Below are 18544 nucleotides of genomic sequence, written 5' to 3'. Positions count from 1 at the left end.
ACCCCGCTCACGCCGCCATCTCGCGCGCGACTGCGACGTCGTCGAACGGCAGCACCAGGTCGCCGACGATCTGGCCCTGCTCATGGCCCTTGCCCGCGATCAGCACGATGTCGCCCGCCGCTGCCTCGCGCAGCGCCGCGGCGATCGCGGCGCGGCGGTCGCCGATCTCGCGCGCGCCGGGCGCGCCGGCCAGCAGCTCGGCGCGGATCGCGGCGGGATCCTCCGAGCGCGGGTTGTCGTCGGTGACGATCACCACGTCCGCCGCGGCCGCCGCCACCTGCCCCATCGGCTCGCGCTTGCCGCGATCGCGGTCGCCGCCCGCCCCCACCACCAGGATCAGCCGCCCCGCGACGTGCGGGCGCAGCGCCGCGCAGGCCGCCTCGATCGCGTCCGGCGTATGCGCGTAATCGACATAGACCGGCGCTCCGCTCGCTGTGATCGCGGCGCGCTCGAGCCGTCCGCGCACCGGCTGGAGCCGCGCCAGCCCCGCGATCGTCGCTGCGACGTCGCCGCCGGTGGCGATCACCAGCCCCGCCGCGATCAGCGCATTGGCCGCCTGATAGCCGCCGATCAGCGGGAGCTGGACGCGGTGGTCGACGCCACCGGCGCGGATCACCAGTCCTTGCCCGAGCAAGGTGGGCACGCGCTCGATCAGCCGCAGGTCGTCGCCGTGCTCGCCGACCGTGACGACGCGGTTGCCACGCTCGCGCGCGATGTCGATGACGCGCTCGGACTGCGGGTCGTCGGCCCACACCACGGCGCTGCCGTCAGCGCTCAGCACCTGCGCGAACAGCCGCAGCTTGGCGGTGAAATAGGCCGCCATGTCACCGTGATAGTCGAGATGGTCGCGGCCGAGGTTGGTGAAGGCGGCAGCGCGCACTGGCAGCCCCTCGGTGCGATACTGGCTTAGCCCGTGGCTCGACGCCTCGAAGGCGAGGTGCGTGACTCCCTCGCGCGCCAGCCCGGCGACGTTGGACAGGAAGGTGACCACGTCGGGCGTCGTCAGCCCGGTGACGACGCGCTCGTCCGCGGTGGTGACGCCGAGCGTGCCGATCGAGGCGGCGTGCTCGCCCGCCATGCGCCACAGCTGGCGCGTCATCTCGACGGTGGAGGTCTTGCCGTTGGTGCCCGTCACCGCCACCGCGGTCGCGGGGAAGGGCGCGTAGAAGCGTGCGGCGAGGCGGGCGAAGGCCTCGCGCGGGTTGTCGTCGGCGACGTGGACCGCCCCTTCGACGTGCGCGCCGGGCCGCGCCACCACCGCCACCGCCCCGGCCTCGACCGCGGCGTCGATATAATCCTCGCCGTTGACGCGCAGCCCCGCGAACGCGCCGAAGACATTGCCCGGCGCGACCTTGCGATGGTCGATCGCGAAGCCCGTGACGGTCGCGTCGGCGGCGATGGCGGCGTCGTCGCCGAGGAGCGCGGAGAGCCTCATCGCGCGCGCCTCACTGGCCGCCGCTCTTGGGCACGTCGTCGCCCTGCCACAAGGTCGGCAGGATGTCCGAGACGTCGACGTCGCGGTGATCGTCGGGCACCACGCCGAGCAGCGAGCCGACCCGCGCGATCGTGCGCCCCACCACCGGGGCGGCGTTCCACGCTGCGGTCTTCCACCCGAACGTCTCCTTGGTCCCTTGCGGCGAGTCGAGCATCGCCAGCACGACGTAGCGCGGCTCATCCATCGGGAAAGCCGCGACGAAGGTGGCGACGTTGCGCGACCGGTCATAGCCACCCGCCACCGCCGCCTCCGCGGTACCCGTCTTGCCGCCGACGCGATAGCCCGGCGCGTCGCCCTTGCGACCCGTGCCGCGCATCACGATCAGCCGCAGCATCTGGCGCATCCGGGCGCTGGTCGCCTCGCTGATCACGCGGCGGCCGACCGGGGCGTGGCCCGGCTGCAGCTTGAGCAGGGTCGCGGGACGCCAGGTGCCGCCGTTGACCAAAGCGGCATAAGCATTGGCGAGGTGGAGCGGCGTCACCGCGATGCCGTGGCCGAAGGCGGTCGTCATCGTCGTCGTGCGCGCCCAATATTTCGGCCACAGCGGACGGCCCTTCTCGCGCACCTCGATGTCGGGGCGCGTGTCGAAGCCCAGCTTGCGGAACATCGTCTCCATGCGCTGCTGGCCGACCTCGTCGGCGACGCGCGCGGTGGCGACGTTCGACGAGTAGATCAGCGTCTCCGCCATGTTGAGCCAGCGCTTCGGGTCGCCGCGCTCGTCGTGGATGGTGTAGCGGCCGACCTGGAGCGGGTGGGTGGCGTCGAAGCGCGCCTCCATCGAGGTAACCACGCCGGTGTCGATCGCGGTCGCCATGGTGATCGGCTTGAAGGTCGAACCCAGCTCGAACACGCTCTGCGTCGTCAGGTTGCGCAGCTGGTCGGTGCCCGACATGCCGACGCGATTGGGGTTGAAGGTCGGCATCGACACCATCGCCAGCACCTCGCCGGTATGGACGTCGAGCACGATGCCGCCGCCGCCGCGCGCCGAGAAGGTGGTCATGGCGCGACCCAGCTCGCTCTCCAGCGCGGCCTGGACGCGCGTGTCGAGCGACAGCGCGACCGGCTGGCCGACCGTCGCCGGGTTGGTGAGGCGCTCGTCGAGCGCGCGCTCGATCCCGCTCATGCCATGACCGCCGCTGATGAAGCCGAGCGCGTGCGCGGCCAGCGTGCTCTGCGGGTAGAGCCGCTGCGTCTCGCGCTCGAACACGATGCCGGGCTCGCCGATCGCGTTGACCGCCTCGACCAGCGCGGGGCTGGCGCGGCGCTGGAGATAGGTGAAGCTCACCGGCTTGGTGATCTGCGCGTAGAACCACGACCGGTCGCCCTTCTCGGGCATCAGCTCGGCGAGCTTGCGCGCGATCTCGGACGGGTCGCCGATCAGCTTCTTGGGGTGGACGCCGATCGTCCAGGCATCGATCGTGCGCGCCAGCGGCGCGCCGTTGCGGTCGACGATATCGCCGCGCGGCACCGCCGCCGCGACGCTGGCGCCGCGGTCGCTGCCGGCGACGACGCCCAGCAAGGTCAGCCGCCCGACCACCACCAGCACGCCCGCGACGAACAGCAGCATCAGCACCATCAGCCGCAGGTGCTGGGTGGCGAGCAGCTGCTGGCGCTGGTCGCCCGCGCGCGCGCCGCGGACCGGACGGGCGACGAGCGCGGTCACCGCAGGCGACCGCGCTCGGTGCGGGCGCGGCTGAGCAGGTCGCCGACGGTGGTGTCGCTCAGCAGCGCGCGATCGAGCATCGCCACCTTGGCGGCGCGCGCGGTCGCGGCGGAGGCGGGTGCGGCCGCCGCCACCGCCGCCGGTGTCAGGCGGGGAGCGGCGACCGGCTTCGTCGCCGCCACCTTCACCGTCGCGACCGGCGCGGCGGCCGCGGTCCGGACGGTGGCGGGGGCGGCACGAACGGGCGTGGCGGTCGCGGTGCGGGCGGCCACGGGCGCGACGGCGGCGAGCGTCACGGGAGCGTTGGCAGAAGTGGGGGCGGAGGCGGGAGCGGGCACGGTCGCGCGCGCGGCGGCGGGGACGATCAGCTGCGCGGTCTGCACCGGGGCGGCGGCGCCCGGCAGCGGCGCGGGCACCGGCTGGTTGGGCGACAGCGACGCGAGCGCGGCCTCGTCGCGGACGAACTGCGCCGCGGTCGGCACGGTCAGCGCCAGCGTGTCGCCGTTCCAGCGCTCGAGCTGGGCGAGGTTGGCGCGCACGTCGAACTCCGTCTCGAGCGCGCGGATGTCGCGCTCGGCGCCGACGATCTTGCGGTCGACCTGCTCCAGCCGCTTGCGCTCGGCGGCGACCTGCGAGGAAACGAGGTAGAAGCCGATCGCGACCATCGCGCAGCTGGTGAGCCAGCCCAGCCCCTTCAACCGATACATCGCCGCCATCCTCACGCCTCCCTTACCCAAGCCGCCGCCGCCGTCCGCCGTGCCGCGCGTAATGTCGCCGAGCGGGCGCGCGGGTTCGCCGCCAGCTCGGTCTCGTCGGCGCGCTGCGCGCGCCCGATCATCTCGAAGGTCGCCGCGCGCCCCGGCGCCGCCGCCGGCAGGTGGCGCGAGCCGCCCGGTGCCGCGCCCGCGCGATCGCGCAGGAAACGCTTGACGATGCGGTCCTCGAGCGAGTGGAAACTGACCACCGCGAGCCGCCCGCCCGGCTTGAGCACGCGCTCCGCCGCGGCGAGGCCGCGCTCCAGCTCGTCGAGCTCGCCGTTGACGTGGATCCGCACCGCCTGGAAGGCGCGCGTCGCGGGATCCTTCTTGTCGTGCGGGCGATGGCCGAGCGCGCGGCGCACCACGGTGGCGAACTGTGCGGTCGTGGTCAGCGGGCGCGCCGCCACCACCGCGCGCGCGATCCGGCGCGACTTGGGCTCCTCGCCGTAGCGGTAGAGCACGTCGGCGATCGCTTCCTCGTCGGCGGTGTTGAGGAAATCGGCGGCGGACGGCCCTTCCTGGCTCATCCGCATGTCGAGCGGGCCGTCGCCCTGGAAGGAGAAGCCGCGCTCGGGCTGGTCGAGCTGCATCGACGAGACGCCAATGTCCATCGTCACGCCGTCCACCGGCGCGAGCCCGCGCGTCTCCAGCTCCTCGGCGAGCGCCGAGAAGGTGGCGGCGACCATCGTCAGCCGCGGCGCATCGGCCGCGAGCGCGCGGCCGGTCGCGACCGCGTCAGGGTCGCGGTCGAACGCGACCACCTCCGCGCCCGCGGCGAGCAGGGCGCGAGTGTAGCCGCCGGCGCCGAAGGTGGCATCGACGTGGCGCTCGCCGGGGGCGGGGGCGAGCGCGACGAGCACGGGCGCGAGCAGCACGGGCACGTGCGGCGCGGCGGCGGGACCGGGGGGCAGAACGGTCTCGCTTATCATAGCGCGATCCCCTTCTCCTCGCAGGTGAACTCGACATATTCCTTCAGGAATGGGTCGATATCCGGGGTCTCGAGCAGGATGTTGGGCGCCCAGATCGTGATCCAGTTGAACGCGCCCAGGAACACCGCCGCGCCCGCGATCCGCGCGTAGCGGCGCTCGAACGCGGGCATGATGAAGCGGCCCGAGCCGTCGAACGGCAGCGGCTCGGCACCGCCGGCACGATCGAGGATGTTGTAATCGACCTTGCCGGTGCGCTCGAACTGCGCCGCGTCGAGCGCCTCCAGCCGCGTCTTCCAGAAGGGCACGAAACCGGGATCATAGGCGATCAGGCAGCGGTGCTCGGGGTGCGGGGCGATGATGACCGTGCCGCCGTCCTTGCCGTCGTCGCGGGGGGCGTTCTTGGCGAGCATCGCGCGCAGGGTGTTGGGAATCGCGACACGGCCCTTGTCGTCGACAAGACCGAGCCCCTTTCCCTGATAGTCCACCCTGTCGACCACGCCCACCTCACACCCGGGACGCAAAACCTCCCTGTCCGGCGGACGGCCATCACCACCCGCCGACGTTGCCCGTCAGCAAACAACAGTGGTCTTGCCCCCAATGTCGTCACACGGAGGTATCAGGGTTAAGCGGGGATGAGAAGGGAAATTCGGGGATGAGCGGGGAATGACCGGATTTTCTTGGCCGATTCGCTCGCTAGGCCGGCGGCGGTGGGCGTGAGCGGGCGCCGGCGCGGGCGAGACTCGGCGCGTGGCGGGGGCGCAGGCAGGCTTTCCCCGCTTCTCCCCGGGAGAATCGGGGAAGGCGCGGGAGCGACGGCGCCAGCTGGGAGACCGGAGCAGCTATCGAGCGGGTCGGTCCGCCGTTCGCGCAGGACCCCGATCTGGCAAGCGGCCGCGCTCGTCTCGATGAGCAGGCCAGTTCCGATGTTATCGTCATCCCGGCCTTGAGCCGGGATCCATCGTGCCGCCGACGTAACGGCCGGAGCGCTCGCGGCACCATGGATGCCGGGTCAGGCCCGGCATGACGCGGTACCCAGCGTGAAGCGAGCGCCAACCCCGCTGAAGCGCGCCGATGAAGGGCACCACCCTCCCCTGCCCCGGGCGCGTACCCGGGCGCGCCGCCGCTCACTGCGCGGGCGGCGCGGGCTTCTCGGCCGGCGGAGTGTTGGCGGCGCTGGGGGTGACGCCGAGTTCGGCGAGCGGCTCGTTGGTGGGGGTGACGGTGGGGATCGGGCCGGGCACGCTCATGTTGACCACCACCGCGGGCTGGGCGGCGCCCGCGACCGCGACCGGCCGCTCGCGGTCGACGGTCGAGAAGATCGCGCTGGCGACGCCGATCAGCAGCACCACCATCGCCAGACCGACCATGCCGACGCGGACGCGCTGGCGTGCCTGCTCCGCCTGTTGGCGCTCGGCGGCCGCCTTCTTTCTCTGCAAACCCTTCATCTCGTCGTGCGACGTTAACCGATCGTCGCGCCGCTGTCGATCATGCCGGGTCACGTCGGCCGCGAACCAGCCCCTTGCTGGCCACCCACTCCGGGTCGTACAGCGTCGACAGATAGCGGAAGCCGGTGTCGCACAGGATCGTGGCGATCCGCTTGCCCGGGCCGAGATGCCGCGCCAGCCGCACCGCCCCCGCGACGTTGATCCCCGACGACAGGCCGAGGCACAGCCCTTCTTCGGCGAGCAGTCGCTCGGTCCAGTCGAAGCCCTCCTGATCGGGGATGCGGAACTGGGTATCCACCGGCGCGCCCTCGAGATTGGCGGTGATCCGCCCCTGCCCGATCCCCTCCGCGACCGAGGAACCCTCCGATCGCAGCTCGCCGCAGGCGTAATAATCGTAGAGCGCCGCGCCATGCGGGTCGCTCAGCGCGATGCAGACGCGCTCGTCCTTGGCCTTGAGCCCCAGCCCGACGCCCGCGAACGTCCCCCCCGTGCCGACCGCGCAGGTGAAGCCGTCGACCCGCCCGTCCATCTGCGCCCAGATCTCCTCGGCGGTGCCGACGATGTGCGAGCGGCGGTTGGCGATATTGTCGAACTGGTTGGCCCAGATCGCGCCCGGCGTCTCCTCCGCGATGCGGCGCGAGGTGTGGACGAAATGATATTGGCTCGAATAAGGCGCGGCAGGGACAGTCACCAGCTCGGCGCCGAGCGCGCGCAGCGTGTCCATCTTCTCCTTGGACTGGGTGTCGGGCATCACGATGATCGTGCGATAGCCCTTGGCGTTGGCGACCAGCGCCAGCCCGATCCCGGTGTTGCCCGCGGTGCCCTCCACGATCGTGCCGCCGGGCTGGAGCTGCCCGCGCGCCTCGGCGTCCTCGACGATGAACAGCGCGGCGCGGTCCTTGACGCTCGCGCCCGGGTTGGTGAACTCGCACTTGCCGAAAATGTCGCAGCCGGTCGCCTCGCTCGGCCCCTTGAGCCGCACGAGCGGGGTGTTGCCGATCAGCGCGAGCGTGTCGCTTGTGGTATGCATGGCGCGCTAGATGCGGAGCGCGGGGGCGAAGCGCAAGCGAGCAGAACTATCGCGGCGCCACCCCGGCCTTGGCGAGGTGCGGCGCGAGGCGCCCGGCGAGCCACAGGAAGAACATGCGATAGTCGGCGAGCAGCGACCAGAGCGGGTGGCGGAAGGTCGCCGGCCGATTGCGCTCGACCGCGAGATGCGCGCCCCAGGCGAAGGCATAGCCCGCCACCGGGACCGCGGCCCACCACCAGCCACCGAACGCCAGCGCGGGCGCCGCGAAGGCGAAGCTGAGCGCGGTGCCGGTGTAGTGGAGCGCGCGGGTGGCGGGGCGCGCGTGTTCGCGTAGATAGTGCGGCCAGAATTCGGCGAAGCTGCGTGGCGGCATGAGATCGGCTCCGAGCGAACGATCCATCCTAGCAGAGCGGCGCTCGCGGCACGAGGCTGGCGACGACCCTCGACGGAGCGAGACTCCTCCTCTCCTACTGCCGTCATCCCGGACTTGGTCCGGGATCCATCCTTTCGCGAGAATAAGGTCTGCGGTGCTCGCGGCCCCATGCGTTCGAACCCAGAATGTTCATTATCGCGGAAGCGGCTGACCCGACCCGTCATCCCGGGCTCGACCCGGGATCCAACCTTCCGCAAGCGCAACGCTGGCGGCGCTCGCGGCACCATGGATCCCGGGTCGAGCCCGGGATGACGGGGGTTGAACGATGGATTCCCGACCAAGTCCGGGATGACGAAGGAGGCGCGCGAGCACGGCTGGCCAGCGCGGCCGCCCCGTGCCATGTTCCCTATCCGTTCCCTCTCGCGAGTCGCCCGCCGGTGCCCAGCGCCGATCTCACCTTGCCCCCACGCCCGCTGCGCTGGCTGTTCCTCGATCTGAACAGCTATTTCGCCAGCGTCGAGCAACAGGTGCAGCCCGCGCTGCGCGGGCGTCCGGTGATCGTCGCGCCGGTCGGCAGCGACACCACGGTAGCGATCGCGGCCTCGCGCGAGGCCAAGCTGTACGGCATCTCGACCGGCACGCCGGTGTGGGAAGCCAAGCGCAAGTGCCGCGACCTCGTCGTCACCCCCGCGCGGCACGAACTGTACGTCGCCTATCACCACCGCATCGTCGCCGAGGTGGAGCGGCACGTGCCCGTGACGCGCGTCTGCTCGATCGACGAGGTGGCGTGCCGGCTGCTCGACAATGAGAACGGCCGCGACGCCGCGATCGCGCTGGCCGGGCGGATCAAGCACGGGCTGGCCGCCGCGGTCGGCGATGTTCTCACCTGCTCGATCGGGATCGCGCCCAACCGTCTGCTCGCCAAGCTCGCCTCCGACCTGCAGAAGCCCGACGGGCTGATCGTCTTCGAGGCCGAGGATCTGCCCGACGCGCTCTACCCACTGAAGTTGCGCGACATCGCGGGGATCGGCGCCAACATGGAACGCCGCCTCGCGCGCGACGGCGTCAACGACATCCGCCAGTTGCTCGCGCGCCGCCCGCGTGACGCGGGCCATGCCTGGGGCGGCAGCGACGGCGATCGTCTTTGGTATCTGCTCCACGGCGTCGACCTGCCCGAGAAACCGACGCAGAGCCGCACGATCGGGCACAGCCACGTGCTGTCGCCACGCCATCGCGGCTATGAGTCGGTGCGGCTGACGGCGCGGCGGCTCGCGCTCAAGGCGGGCAGCCGGCTGCGGCGCAAGGGCTATCGCGCGCGCCTGCTGGTGCTGCACGCGCGCTTCGAGGACGACAAGAGCAAGTGGCGCGCGAGCGTCAGGCTGCCCGCGACCCAAGACAGTTTCGTGATGCTCGCGCGACTCGACACCTTGTTCCCGCGGCTGCGCGCCGCGGGCGCGGCGCATCGCAGCGGCTGCCGCATGATCGGCGTGACCCTGGTCGAGATCGAGCCGGTCGCGGCCGAGCAGGGCTCGCTGTTCGCCGCGCTCGATCCCGACGATCCCCTCGCGCGCGAGACGCGGACGCTGGCACTGAGTCGCGCGCTGGACCGGATCAACGAGCGGTTCGGACGCAATGCGGTGTCGGTGGGGCCGCTCGGCGGCGGCCGGATCGACCGGGTCGGCACCAAGATCGCCTTCGGCCGCATCCCTGAATTGAGCGAGTTCCACGAATGAGCCCTGCCAAAACGGGCCACTGGAACAATGACTTTGGTATGACAGGCTTGACGACCTTTTCCGCATGCGCGAAGCGTGTGGGCCTATGCAAAAGCTCGCATTCCTCTCCCTCGCCGCCTCCCTGTTCGCGCTTGCAGCGTGCAATTCCGAGCCGTCAAAGCCGCAGGTGATCGACTCCAACCCCGACCCGATGGCGTCGCAGCTGGCCAATGCCGCCCCGGTCGAACTGCCGCCCGCGATCAAGGCGGACAAGACGATGCGCTGCAAGGACGGCAGCCTCGTCTATGTCACCTTCTTCACCGGCGACAAGCAGGCCGTGGTCCGCACCGAGAAGAACGGCACGCCGACGATGCTGAAGGGCGAGGGTGGCACCGCGCCGCTCACCGCCGACGGCGGCTGGAAGCTGACCGGCTCGCCGACCGACATCGAGATCACCCGCCCCGGCAAGGGCGCGCTCTCCTGCCACGCCTGAACCAAACGACGCCGGTGCGGGTTGGCCCGCACCGGCGGCTCAACGCCGATCCATTCTTGCCCCGCGCCGCGGCTGCCCTTAGCCTCCGCCGCCATGGCGACCATCGCGATCTACAGCCTCAAGGGCGGCGTCGGTAAGTCGACGCTGGCGGTCCATCTCGCCTGGTGCGCGGCCACGCTCTCCGCGCGACGCACCTTGTTGTGGGACCTCGATCCCCAGGCGGCGTCGAGCTGGATGCTCGGCGACGGTGCGGCGCATGATCGCGCCCAGGCGCTGTTCTCCCGCGACGTCGCGCCCGCCAAGCTGATCGCGCCGACACGCTTCGACCGGCTCGAGCTTCTGCCCGCCGACGCCTCGCTGCGCGACCTCAACCACCTGTTCCGCGAGATCGACAAAAAGCGCCGGCTGCGCAAGATGATCGCGGACCTCGGCGAGCACGACCATGTGATCCTCGACTGCCCCCCGGGGCTGACCGAGACCGCCGACCAGGTGGCGCGCGCGGCCGATCTCATCGTCGTCCCCGTCGTCCCTTCCGCTTTCTCGCAGCGCGCTTACGCCACGGTGGAACGCCAGTTCGGTGGCCAGGTCGCGATCCTGCCGGTGCATAACATGGTCGACCGCCGCCGCGCGCTCCACGTCGCCGCGGTCGAGCGCCACCCCGACTGGCCCGCCATCCCCGCCGCGAGCGCGATCGAGACCGCCACCGCGAAGCGGATGCCGGTCGGCGCCGCCGCGCCGCGCAGCGTCGCGGCGAAGGCGTTCGCGCAACTGTGGCGCACGGTCGAGCAGCGCTGCGCTTGAGCGCCGAGCCGCTCGATCCGTCGCTGCTGCTCGGCGCCTATTCGGTCGGTGTCTTTCCGATGGCGGACAGCCGCCGCGCGGAGGACATCTATTGGGTCGAGCCGCGCCGCCGCGCGATCCTGCCGCTCGACGGCTTTCACCTGTCGCGCTCGTTGCGCAAGGTGATCGCCGCCGATCGCTTCCGCGTCACCGCCGATCGCGCCTTCGCCGAGGTCATCGCGCTCTGCGCCGAGAGCGCGGCCGACCGGCCCGACACCTGGATCAACGCCTCGATCGAAGAAGCCTTCGTCCGCCTCCACGCGCAGGGGCTGGCGCACTCGGTGGAATGCTGGGACGGTGATCGGCTGGTCGGCGGCCTCTATGGCCTCGCGCTCGGCCGCGCCTTCTTCGGCGAGAGCATGGTGAGCCGCGCGCCCAACGCCTCCAAGGTCGCGATCGCCGCGCTGGTGGCGCGGCTGCGGGCGGGCGGGTTCAAGCTGCTCGACTGCCAGTTCATGACCGACCACCTCGCCTCGCTCGGCGCGATCGAGGTGGCGCGCGCCGATTACATGACCCTGCTGGGCGCGGCGCTCTCTTCGACCGCCTCGTCGGCGGGCGGCGCCGCCTCTTCCGCAGCGGGGGTGGGCGCGGCGGTCGGCGCGGGCGTCGGTGACTTCGGCGCGCTCGACGGCTTCGCCGCCGGCGCGGTGCCGGGGAAGCTCATCGCACAGCTCTTGGTCCAGACATCGTAGACCGGGTGGATCACGACGTTCGCATTGGGCCGCTCCTTGTAGAGCCAGCCCGAGAAGGCGCGGCGCCAGCCGCCTTCCACCGCGCGGACGTCGAGCTGGACGAAGGCGCCGGTGAGCGGCTCGGGCTCCCACGGCGCGGTCTGCTCGCACGCGCGCAGCCGCACGATCACGTCGCCCGCGCGCACCGCCTGGCCCGGCCGGAGCGTGATGTCGCGGCTGACGCCGTTGCGCTTGTTGAGCAATCCCAGCACCGCGACACGCTGCGCCATCGGCGTGGCGCCGAGATCGACCGGATCATCCTGCGAATCGAGCGACACTTCGTCCGAGGCGCGCGGCGCAGGCGCATCGGCCGGCGCGGGCAGTGCCTTGCTCACCGCCGGCGAGTCGGCGTGGCGTCCGCCGCGCAGCCCCAGGCCCGCCCAGGTCGCCGCCGCCGCCACCACTATCAGCCCGCCGATCGCGAGCCCGCGCTTCACGCGTCGGGGCTCCACGCCTCATAGTCGCCGGTCGCGGCGGCACGATGCCCGCCCTTCTCCAGCGCGCCCTGCGGGCGATAGGCGAGCGCGGTGCCGGTCATATTGGGCACCGCGGGCTTCTCCCACCGACGCGCGGGCGGCAGCGTCTGATCGGGTGCGCCGTCGACCTGATGGTGCAGCCAGCTGAACCACTCGGGCGGGACGCGGCTGGCGTCGTTGGCGCCGGCGTAGATCACCCAGCGCCGCGGATTGCCCGCGGTATCGCGACCGCCCTCCCAATAGGTGTTGCCGAGCGAATCCTCGCCGACCTGGCGCTTGCCGCGCAGCCCGAGGATGGTGCCCCAGCTGGCGCCGTTCCACCAGGTGAAGGGATTGAGGTTGATGCCCATGGTGCCCCGCGCTTACCCGCCCCGCCCGCGCGGTTCAATGCCCCGCGGGTGTCGTGATGCCAATCCTCCCCCGGCAGGGGAGGAGGTGAGTACGTCACCAGGTGACGCGGTCGCCCACGCCGATGCCCAGCGCCGCGGCACGCCCGCCGACCAGCTCGAGCACCGCCGCGACCGGCTCGCCCGAACTCACCTTCGCCTCCGACAAGGGCGTGGTGTTCTGCGCGATCGCGGCGATGCTATGGTCCGCGCGGATGAACACGATGTCGAGCGACAGCGGCGTGTTCTTCATCCAGAAGTCCGCCACGCGCGGGGCCCCGCCCTCGGGCGGGTAGGGCGCGAACAGCATCGCATCGTCGGGCTGCAGGTCGGTGCGGAACATCAGCCCCTGCGCCTGCTGCGCGGTGGTGGAGGCGACCTCCGCGCGGAAGACGTGGCGCCGGCCGCCGCTCTCGATCGTCACCGGCGTGGTCACGCGTTGCACCGCGCCGCTCGTCGCATCAGTCGTCGCCTCGTTGGTCGTCGTCGCGCCGGTCGCCGGCGCCTGTTCGCCGCGCCCGCAGGCGGCGAGCGCCACCGCCAGCGCGAGCAGCAGCGGCGCGCGCGTCACTCGGGCAGGCCCACCGCCACCGCCAGCGGCCCCTTGCGCCCCTGGACGATGCGCGCGCGCAGCGGCTGGTCGGGCTGCGCCTCGTTGATGCCCGCGCGGCGCAGCGTCTCCATGTGAACGAAGATGTCGCCCGGTCGCGCCAGCGCCACCAGGAAACCATAGCCCTTGATCCGGTTGAACCATTTGACCGTCACCTCCTCCCACTCACCCGCTTCAGCGGCGAGTGCGGTGGGATCGACGCGGTCGCGGTCGCGATCGCGCATCGATTCCGCCGCGACGCTGAGGTCGAGCGCGGTGATCGTCACCGCCTGCCAGCCGCGCGGTCCGCGGATCGCCTGCCCTTCCACCTTCGCCCCTTCGGGCAAGGTACGCCGGCCGAACGCCTGGAGCACGGTGAAATGAAGCAGGATGTCGCCCATCGCCGCATCGTCGGCGACGATGAAGCCGAAGCCGCGCGTCGCGTCGAACCATTTCAGAACGCCGGATACCGCTACCGGCGCGGCGTCGGCCGGCGTCGGTCCGGCCGGATCGAGGGGATCGCCGGCGGTCGCGGAAGCCTCGTCTCGCACCTCGCGTCGTCGTCCCCTTTTCCGTGCCGCAGCGTTAACGCGCTGCTACTGGTGCATTGCACAATGCGCGAAGGCAAGCGCCGAAACATCATTCGGGGTCAGGAATGTCCCCCGGCGCGGCATCGATCACGCGGCGCGCGGTGGCGGGATCGTGTCCCGCGCGGATCAACGCGGCGAGCTGGCGTTCGCGCTCGCGCGGGTCGCCGCGCGTCGCCGCATAGGGGCCGATGCGCTTGCGTCGCGCGAGCCGTAGCGCGCTTTCGAGCGCGTCGGCGCGGGCCTGATCGAGTGCGGCGGCCGCATCCTCGGGCGCGAGCCCCGCGGCCTGCAAGGCGGCGGCGATGCGCCGCGCGCCATAGCCGCGCCGCCCCAGCGCGGCGCCTTTCATGTCGGCATAGCCCCGGTCGTCGACATAGCCGAGCGCCGCCATCCGCGCCGCCACGCCGGCGGGATCGGGCGGCGGGATACCGGCGGCCGCGTCCCAGCCGCGCTCCCGCACCTTGCGCGCCAGATAGTCCGCCAGCTTGCCCCGCGAGGTGGCGAACCGCTCGACGTAGCGCAGCGCGAGCCGCTCCAGCGCGGCGGGATCGAGCGGCGGCGGACGGCGGCGCGCGGCGGAGCGTGGTGAATGGGGCAGCGACACGGCCATGTTTGTGCCACACTGGCATCCGATTTTGAACGCTCGGCCAAAGTACGCCTATAGCCGCTTAACTATTGCACCGGCGTGACCGCTGCGACAGGAACACAGGATGACGACCGACATCGCCCCGATTTCTCCCCAGCCGACGCCGACGGCCGATCCGTTGCCGCGCCGCTTCGCCGATTTCGCCACGCTGGGTGAGGCGCTCGATTATGCCGCGCGGGGCGGCCGCGGGCTCAACTTCCATGACGCGCGCGGCACGCTGGTGCGCGCCTATGGCTTCACCGCACTGCGCGACGACGCGCGCGCCTGCGCCTATCGTCTCATCGCTTCGGGCGTCGTGCCCGGCGACCGCGTCGCGCTGGTGGCCGAGACCAGTGCCGAATTCGCCGCCTTGTTCTTCGGCGCCGTCCTCGCGGGTGCCTGGCCGGTACCGCTACCGCTGCCGACCTCGTTCGGCGGGCGTGACTCCTATATCGACCAGCTGCGCGTCCAGCTCGCCAGCTGCGATCCCGTGATGCTCGTCTTCCCGCCCGAGCTGGCGCAGATGGCGGGCGCGGCCGCCGAGGCCTCGGGCGTGCGCGGGGTCGACTGGGTCGAGTTCGCCACCCAGTCCGGTCCGGAAGCGCCGCTGCCGACGAGCACCGCCGACGACGTCTGCTACCTGCAATATTCGAGCGGCTCGACGCGCTTCCCGCACGGCGTGGCGATCACGCACCGCGCGCTGCTGAGCAACCTCGCCGCGCACGCGCACGGCGTGCAGATCATCGAGACCGACCGCTGCGTCTCGTGGCTGCCGTGGTACCACGACATGGGGCTGGTCGGCTGCTTCCTCTCGCCGGTCGCCAACCAGGTCTCGACCGACTATCTCAAGACCGAGGATTTCGCGCGCCGCCCGCTGTCGTGGCTCGACCTGATCAGTCGCAACCCCGGCACCTCGCTGAGCTACTCGCCGACCTTCGGCTATGACATCTGCGCGCGCCGCATCTCCAGCCAGACCAAGGCGTCGGACCGGTTCGACCTGTCGCGCTGGCGCGTCGCGGGCAACGGCGCCGACATGATCCGGCCCGACGTGATGCAGGCCTTCGTCGACGCCTTCGCCGACGCGGGCTTCCAGGCGACCGCCTTCCTGCCGAGCTACGGGCTCGCCGAGGCGACGCTGGCGGTGTCGCTGATGCCGCCGGGCGAGGGTATCCGCGTCGAGCTGGTCGAGGAGACCGAGCTCTCGGGCATGCAGCACGGCGAGGACCGGCCGCAGCGCTATCGCGCGATCGTCAATTGCGGCAAGCCGGTGCGCGACATGGAGATCGCGGTGCGCGAGGAGGACGGCACGCCGCTCCCCGACGGCGCGATCGGCAAGGTGTGGTGCCGCGGTCCGAGCGTGATGGTGGGCTATTTCCGCGACGCCGAGGCGACCGCGGCGTGCCTGGTCGACGGTTGGCTCGATACCGGCGACATGGGCTATATGTCCGACGGCTACATCTTCATCGTCGGCCGCGCCAAGGACATGATCATCATCAACGGGCGCAACCACTGGCCGCAGGACATCGAATGGGCGGTGGAGCAGCTGCCCGGGTTCAAGGCCGGTGACATCGCCGCCTTCGCGATCACCACGCCCGGCGGCGAGGAGACCCCCGCGGTGCTGGTGCAGTGCCGCAGCTCGGACGAGGTCGAGCGCGTGCGGCTGCGCGACGAGATCCGCGACCGCGTCCGCTCGGTCACCGGCATGAACTGCGTCGTCGAGCTGATCCCCCCGCGCACGCTGCCGCGCACCAGCTCGGGCAAGCTCAGCCGCGCCAAGGCGCGCAACCTCTATCTGGCGGGTGAGATCAAGCCCTACGACCTGGCCGCCTGACTCGCGCCGCCGCGCGCCCCGCGGCGGTCGATCCAGATATTTTCCGTTCGTTTCGCATGGTAAATTGCTCGTCGGACGCATCTTCCGACTGTAAGTGACTGAGGCCGACCGATTTGGCTCCGGCAGGCGCGTGCCGCCCGGGTGGCGGGATCTTGCCGGTCGCAACGCTTCGTCAATGACCCAAGCGCTAAGGAACGGGAGTGACAGCCGCCTCTCCGCCTCCCCCGCTTTCCCCGGTCGCCGTGCGCGCGCTGCTCGGCTGGCGTCGTGCCGCCGGCGACTCGACCGCGGCGCGTCTCGCCGCGGCGCAGCGCGTGGTGGCGCGACGGCTCGCCCCCGCGCTGCTCGCGATCCTGCTGGTCGCGAGCGGGGTCACCGTCGCGCTGCTGGCGGACGCGCTGCCCGCGACCTGGCTCGGCGCGTGGCTCGCCGCGGCGACGCTGGCGGCGGCGGCGCTGGTCCACCGGCTGCGGCAACGCGACGCCGACGAGCCCGCGCTCTCGGGAGGGGCGGTGCGCGCCGCCGCCGCGCTCGGGCTGGTCTGGGCGATCGTGCCGCTGCTGTTCGCGCCGCGCGCGGACGCGGGCACCGCGCATGCGCTGCACCTGCTGATCGGGACCGTCTCCACCGCGATCGCGCTGGCCGCGGCGACGCTCGCGCCCGCCGCGCTCGCCTTCCTGCTGGTCGGCGGCGCCGCCGCGGCGCTGGGGCTGATGCTGGGCGGCGACCGGCTCGGTGCGGTCGGCGCGATGGTCTTCACTCTGCTGCTCGCACTGATCGTGCTGGCACGCGCCCGTGCGGTGGCGCGATTCAGCGCGGCGGTGCTCGCGCTCGAGGAACGCGAGGCGACGGTGCGGCTGCTGCTGCGCGAGGTCGGCGACGGCGGTGGTGACTGGCTGTGGGAAACCGACGCCGCGCGCCGCATCATCGGCGCCAGCGAGCGGCTGGCCCATGCCTGCGCGTGCGCGCGCGACGATCTGGAGGGGATGCCCTTCCTCCAGCTGCTCGCCGGCCCCGATTGGGAACGCGGCACCTGCGCCGAGGAGCTGCGGCTGATCGCGGACCGGATGACGCGGCGCGAGCCGTTCAACGCGGTGGCGCTGCGGGTCACGGTCGCGGGCGAGGCGCGCTGGTGGGAGCTCACCGCCACGCCGCGGCTCGATCCCGCCGGCCGCTTCGCTGGCTATCGCGGCGTCGCATCGGACATCACCGAGCAGCGCGCCTCGGCCGAGAAGATCAGTCGCATGGCGCGGTTCGACGCGCTGACCGGCCTGCCCAACCGGCTGTTCGTGAACGAGGAACTGGCGCGCGCGCTGACCGACGCCGAACGCTGGCGCGCGCGCTGTGCGTTCATGATGATCGATCTCGATCGCTTCAAGGCGGTCAACGACACGCTCGGCCATCCCGTCGGCGACCGGCTGCTGCGTCGCGTGTCGGAGCGGCTCGCGCAGCTCGTCACCGACAATGAGCTGATCGGCCGGCTCGGCGGCGACGAGTTCGCGGTGGTGGTGCGCGACGCCAGCGACGCGGCCCGGCTGGAGCGACTGGCCCGCACGATCATCGAGACCTTGTCGCAACCCTATGAGGTGGACCAGCACACGCTGTATATCGGCGCCTCGGTCGGGGTGGCGACGGGGCCGCGCGACGGGCGCACCGCGGAGACGCTGATCCGCTCCGCCGATCTCGCGCTGTATCGCTCGAAGGACCAGGGCGGAGGAGTCTATCACGCTTATGTCCCGCAGCTCCACGTCGAGGCGGAGGAGCGGCGCGTGATCGAGCTGGCGCTGCGCCGCGCGCTCGACAATGAGGAGCTCCATCTCGCCTATCAGCCCGTGGTCGACGCGCGCACCGGTGCGGTGCGCGGGTTCGAGGCGCTGCTGCGCTGGCATCATCCCGAGCTGGGCAATATCCCGCCGGCCAAGTTCGTGCCGATCGCGGAGGACGCGCGGCTGATCGCCCCGATCGGCGCCTGGGTGTTGCGCACCGCCTGCGCCGAGGCGGCGGGCTGGCCCGACGACGTGCGGATCGCGGTCAACGTCTCGCCCGACCAGCTCCACAACCCGCAGTTCGTCGGCGTCATCACCGCGGCGCTGGCCGAGACCGGGCTGCCCGCGCGGCGGCTCGAGCTGGAGGTGACCGAGAGCGTCTTCCTGCGCGAGGGCACGGGCGCGGTGCAGTTGCTCAAGCAGATCCTCGATCTCGGCGTCGGGCTCAGCCTCGACGATTTCGGCACCGGCTATTCGTCGCTCGGCTATCTCAGCGCGACGCGCTTCTCCTCGATCAAGATCGACCGCAGCTTCGTTCAGGCCGCGTCGCGCGGGACCGCCGAGGCGATCGCGATCATCCGCGCGGTGGTCGCGATGGCGCAGAGCATGGGCATGGCGACCACCGCCGAGGGCGTGGAGAGCGAGGCCGAGCTGCGGCTGGCACAGGAGCTGGGCTGCGGCAGTATCCAGGGCTTCTATTTCGGCCGCCCGCTGCCGGTCGCCGAGGCGCGCGCGCTGGCGCTGTCGGTGCGTCGCCCCGATGCGCCCCCCGCCCCGCGAGTCGCCGCGCCCGCGGACCGCGCCGCCTGATC

At 71.9% G+C, this 18544-nt stretch carries 18 protein-coding genes and 1 pseudogene; 6 read left to right on the top strand and 13 right to left on the bottom strand.

What is annotated here, in order from left to right; all coding sequences use genetic code 11:
* Nucleotides 1–7: 7 nt before the first annotated feature.
* The 8 genes from EV292_RS09495 to EV292_RS09460 all read right to left on the bottom strand — a co-directional run bounded on the left by EV292_RS09495 (nucleotide 8) and on the right by EV292_RS09460 (nucleotide 7693).
* The gene (locus tag EV292_RS09495; RefSeq protein ID WP_132908975.1) at nucleotides 8–1435 is read right to left on the bottom strand and encodes a UDP-N-acetylmuramoyl-L-alanyl-D-glutamate--2,6-diaminopimelate ligase; all 1428 of its coding nucleotides are present in this window, start codon (nucleotides 1433–1435) and stop codon (nucleotides 8–10) included.
* 10 nt (nucleotides 1436–1445) lie between these two features.
* On the bottom strand, nucleotides 1446–3158 hold the full coding sequence (locus tag EV292_RS09490; protein ID WP_132908974.1) for a penicillin-binding protein 2: 1713 nt from the start codon (nucleotides 3156–3158) through the stop codon (nucleotides 1446–1448).
* Nucleotides 3155–3874 (bottom strand): hypothetical protein, encoded by a 720-nt coding sequence (locus tag EV292_RS09485; RefSeq protein ID WP_132908973.1) that lies wholly within the window; start codon nucleotides 3872–3874, stop codon nucleotides 3155–3157. The genes EV292_RS09490 and EV292_RS09485 overlap by 4 nt, the downstream gene beginning before the upstream one ends.
* A gap of 2 nt (nucleotides 3875–3876) precedes the next feature.
* The gene (rsmH, locus tag EV292_RS09480; RefSeq protein ID WP_132908972.1) at nucleotides 3877–4845 is read right to left on the bottom strand and encodes a 16S rRNA (cytosine(1402)-N(4))-methyltransferase RsmH; all 969 of its coding nucleotides are present in this window, start codon (nucleotides 4843–4845) and stop codon (nucleotides 3877–3879) included.
* Nucleotides 4842–5342 carry a division/cell wall cluster transcriptional repressor MraZ gene (locus EV292_RS09475; protein WP_132908971.1) on the bottom strand — a complete coding sequence of 167 codons (501 nt, stop codon included), beginning with the start codon at nucleotides 5340–5342 and terminating at the stop codon, nucleotides 4842–4844. The genes rsmH and EV292_RS09475 overlap by 4 nt, the downstream gene beginning before the upstream one ends.
* A 627-nt stretch (nucleotides 5343–5969) precedes the next feature.
* Entirely contained in the window at nucleotides 5970–6281 is a 312-nt protein-coding gene (locus EV292_RS09470; RefSeq protein ID WP_243693696.1) for a hypothetical protein, read from the bottom strand.
* Nucleotides 6282–6330: 49 nt separating this feature from the next.
* Nucleotides 6331–7320, bottom strand: a complete 990-nt coding sequence (locus EV292_RS09465; protein WP_132908970.1) for a cysteine synthase A — start codon at nucleotides 7318–7320, stop codon at nucleotides 6331–6333.
* A 46-nt stretch (nucleotides 7321–7366) separates the two neighbouring features.
* Nucleotides 7367–7693 (bottom strand): DUF962 domain-containing protein, encoded by a 327-nt coding sequence (locus EV292_RS09460; protein ID WP_132908969.1) that lies wholly within the window; start codon nucleotides 7691–7693, stop codon nucleotides 7367–7369.
* A 437-nt stretch (nucleotides 7694–8130) separates the two neighbouring features.
* Here EV292_RS09460 and EV292_RS09455 point away from each other — a divergent pair, with 437 nt between their 5' ends.
* The 4 genes from EV292_RS09455 (at nucleotide 8131) to aat (ending at nucleotide 11430) form a co-directional block, all read left to right on the top strand.
* Nucleotides 8131–9426 carry a type VI secretion protein ImpB gene (locus EV292_RS09455; protein WP_243693695.1) on the top strand — a complete coding sequence of 432 codons (1296 nt, stop codon included), beginning with the start codon at nucleotides 8131–8133 and terminating at the stop codon, nucleotides 9424–9426.
* Nucleotides 9427–9511: 85 nt separating this feature from the next.
* Entirely contained in the window at nucleotides 9512–9898 is a 387-nt protein-coding gene (locus EV292_RS09450) for a hypothetical protein (RefSeq protein WP_132908967.1), read from the top strand.
* A gap of 93 nt (nucleotides 9899–9991) precedes the next feature.
* Complete coding sequence (locus EV292_RS09445; protein WP_132908966.1) at nucleotides 9992–10699, top strand: ParA family protein; 708 nt, start codon at nucleotides 9992–9994, stop codon at nucleotides 10697–10699.
* A complete protein-coding gene (gene aat / locus EV292_RS09440; RefSeq protein ID WP_132908965.1) occupies nucleotides 10696–11430 on the top strand; it encodes a leucyl/phenylalanyl-tRNA--protein transferase in 735 nt (244 codons plus the stop codon). Before EV292_RS09445 ends, aat begins: the two co-directional genes overlap by 4 nt.
* Before the next feature lie 35 nt (nucleotides 11431–11465).
* Here the strand turns inward: aat and EV292_RS23450 are convergent.
* The 5 genes and pseudogenes from EV292_RS23450 to EV292_RS09415 form a co-directional block, all read right to left on the bottom strand.
* Nucleotides 11466–11699: pseudogene (locus tag EV292_RS23450) on the bottom strand (DUF2155 domain-containing protein); the annotation flags it as partial.
* 203 nt (nucleotides 11700–11902) lie between these two features.
* Complete coding sequence (locus tag EV292_RS09430; protein ID WP_132908964.1) at nucleotides 11903–12295, bottom strand: NADH:ubiquinone oxidoreductase subunit NDUFA12; 393 nt, start codon at nucleotides 12293–12295, stop codon at nucleotides 11903–11905.
* A 94-nt stretch (nucleotides 12296–12389) separates the two neighbouring features.
* On the bottom strand, nucleotides 12390–12902 hold the full coding sequence (locus EV292_RS09425; protein ID WP_132908963.1) for a DUF192 domain-containing protein: 513 nt from the start codon (nucleotides 12900–12902) through the stop codon (nucleotides 12390–12392).
* On the bottom strand, nucleotides 12899–13471 hold the full coding sequence (locus tag EV292_RS09420) for a cold shock domain-containing protein (RefSeq protein ID WP_243693694.1): 573 nt from the start codon (nucleotides 13469–13471) through the stop codon (nucleotides 12899–12901). The genes EV292_RS09425 and EV292_RS09420 overlap by 4 nt, the downstream gene beginning before the upstream one ends.
* A gap of 88 nt (nucleotides 13472–13559) precedes the next feature.
* Entirely contained in the window at nucleotides 13560–14120 is a 561-nt protein-coding gene (locus EV292_RS09415; protein ID WP_132908962.1) for a RecX family transcriptional regulator, read from the bottom strand.
* Between the two features lie 100 nt (nucleotides 14121–14220).
* Between EV292_RS09415 and EV292_RS09410 the strand changes: the two genes are divergently transcribed.
* A complete protein-coding gene (locus EV292_RS09410) occupies nucleotides 14221–15966 on the top strand; it encodes a fatty acyl-AMP ligase (protein WP_132908961.1) in 1746 nt (581 codons plus the stop codon).
* A gap of 200 nt (nucleotides 15967–16166) precedes the next feature.
* Nucleotides 16167–18542, top strand: a complete 2376-nt coding sequence (locus tag EV292_RS09405) for an EAL domain-containing protein (RefSeq protein ID WP_132908960.1) — start codon at nucleotides 16167–16169, stop codon at nucleotides 18540–18542.
* Nucleotides 18543–18544 lie beyond the last annotated feature (2 nt).

Source organism: Sphingomonas sp. BK235, from assembly GCF_004345855.1.
In the GTDB taxonomy this organism is placed as follows: Bacteria; Pseudomonadota; Alphaproteobacteria; order Sphingomonadales; family Sphingomonadaceae; genus Sphingomonas.
The sequence above is the reverse complement of the archived record's forward strand: the minus strand, read 5'-3'. Positions and strand labels throughout refer to the sequence as shown.